Raw genomic sequence first — 2,278 nt, 5'->3', positions numbered from 1 at the left:
TGTCCGGAGGCGTACTGCCCCTCGGCGGTGTAGGCGTGCGGCTCCCCGGGCGGACGTACCCGCGAGCCCGCGAACCCGGCCTGGGCACCCGGCACCGCCACCGTGACATCGGCTCCGGAGGCGAGCGTCGCCCATCCCCCGCCGGTGGTCGGGTCGCGGACGACGGCGACGTGCGGCAGTCCCGCGTCCCGGTGCGCGGCGAGGGCCCGGGCGATCCGGTGCAGCTGGGACAGCGCCCGCATGCCCTCCTGCATCCGGCTGCCGCCCGTGGCCACGAGCGAGACGACGGGAGCGGACCGCCGTCGGGCCTCGGCGAACGCGTGCCGGAGCCGCAGGCCCGTTCGCTCGCCGATGGAGCCACCGAGGTGGGCGAACTCGAAGGCGACGAGCACGGTGTCCACCCCGCCCACCCGGCCGGTGCCGCAGACGACGGACTCCTCCTCCCCGCTGCGGCGTGCGGCGTCCGCACGCTGGAGGTCGTATCCGCGCCACCCGATCGGGCCATCCGGTGCGGCGGGCGCCGAGGATTCGGGTGGGACCAGTTCGGTGACGTCGTCGGCGACCGTGGTGAGCAGTCCGCGCGCGGTGTCACTCATGCAGGGCCTTCTTCAGGATCTTGCCCATGTCGTTGCGGGGGAGGGCGTCGAGGTAGCGCACCACCCGGGGACGCTTGTGTGCCGACAGGGCGGCGGTGACGTGGTCGGCCAGCTCCTCCTCGCCGGGACGGGCGCCGTCGGGCACCACCCAGGCGACGATGCGCTCGCCCAGATCCGGGTCGGGTTCCCCGGTGACCGCGACCTCGGCCACGTTCGGGTGTTCGAGCAGCGCGTTCTCGATCTCCCCCGCGCCGATCCGGTAACCGCCGCTCTTGATGAGGTCCGTCGACTTGCGGCCGACGAGGCGGAGGTCGCCGTCCGCGTCGCGGGTGGCCATGTCCCCCGTGCGGAACCATCCGTCGTGGAACGCCTCGGCGGTGGCGTCGGGGCGGTTGAGATACCCGGTGAACAGGTTCGGGCCCCGGACCTCGACCTCCCCGACGGTCTCGCCGTCGTGGACGTCGAGCGGGTTGCCCGCTTCGTCCACCAGCCGGAGCGACACGTCGCGCAGCGGAATGCCGACGGTGCCGGGCCGGTGCGTGCCGTCGGGGCGCACGCTGGTGTTCATCAGGGTCTCGGTCATGCCGTACCGCTCGACGACCCGCCGCCCGGTGGCGGCCGCGATGCGCCGGTGGTCGTACACCGGCAGCGGCGCCGATCCGGAGACGAGCAGCCGCGCCCGACGCAACGCGTCGACCAGGGCCGGGTCGTGATCCAGTTCGGTCGCGATGCGGTGGTACATCGTGGGCACGCCGAACAGCATCGTCGCGGGCCCCGCCAGCTCCTGGGCGACGGCGTCGGTCGAGAAGCGACCGAGGTGGTGCACGGTGCCGCCCCTGCGCAGCGGTCCGAGGATGCCGAGGATCAGGCCGTGCACGTGGAACAGCGGCAGCCCGTGCACCAGCACGTCCTCGGCGGTCCAGCCCCAGGCGTCGGCCATCGCGTCCAGCGAGCTCGCGATCGCACGGCGCGGGATCACCACGCCCTTGGGCCGCCCGGTGGTGCCGGAGGTATAGATGACGAACGCCGGGTCGTGCGGGTCGGGTTCGTCCTCCGGTGGGGTCGCAGGCGCCGGTGGGGCCGTGCCGGTCGGGGGGAGCACGACGTCGATCCGCGGCAGGTGGCGCAGCGCGGAGGGGAGGTCCGCGCCGGGTTCGGCGAGCAGGAGGCCCGGGGTGCTGTCGGCGACGATGTGGTCGAGTTCCCGGGTGCCGCTTCCCGGATTGACCGGCACGACGGGTACCCCGGCCAGGAGGGCGGCGACGGTGGCGACGGCCGTCTCCGGACCGGGTGTGGCCCACACGGCCACCCGCGTGGTGCGGGGTTCGCCGGACGTCGGGCGGAGGCGCCGGGCCAGGTCCCCCGCGACGGCGGCGAGCTCGGCGTAGGTCAACGCCCGGTCGCCGAACCGGAGCGCGGTCTTGTCCTGGGCATCGTGCAGGTCCGGCAGGAGCACGGTCACCGGTCACCTCGCGGGCTCTCGTGTCGTGGTGTGTGCGGTCGTGACGGGGGTGGTCGGCTGCGTCGTGGCGTGCGTGCGGATACGTGCGGGCGCGTACGGCATCCGGCCCGGACACCGTTACCGACCCGTAGGCGCCTGTGTCCATCATGCCGCCCCGACGCCGCCCGCCGCCGACGGCGCCGGGCGGCGGGACCGCATTCCGCCCGCGAAAGGCGCCACC

2 protein-coding genes are annotated in these 2,278 nt (G+C 74.5%); both read right to left on the bottom strand.

Features of this window, described 5'->3' with window-relative positions; all coding sequences use genetic code 11:
- Nucleotides 1-596, bottom strand: a 596-nt coding sequence (locus ACTIR_RS21950) for a carboxyl transferase domain-containing protein (protein WP_034238592.1), incomplete at its 3' end; no start/stop codon positions are given.
- Nucleotides 589-2,058: an acyl-CoA synthetase gene (locus ACTIR_RS0105700; RefSeq protein WP_034238590.1), complete on the bottom strand. Its 1,470-nt coding sequence runs from the start codon at nucleotides 2,056-2,058 to the stop codon at nucleotides 589-591. The genes ACTIR_RS21950 and ACTIR_RS0105700, both read right to left, overlap by 8 nt.
- Nucleotides 2,059-2,278 lie beyond the last annotated feature (220 nt).

Origin of the sequence: Saccharomonospora iraqiensis subsp. iraqiensis, from assembly GCF_000430445.1 — a bacterium.
Lineage (GTDB): Bacteria > Actinomycetota > Actinomycetes > Mycobacteriales > Pseudonocardiaceae > Saccharomonospora > Saccharomonospora iraqiensis.
This window is presented reverse-complemented; position numbering and strand designations above follow the sequence as displayed.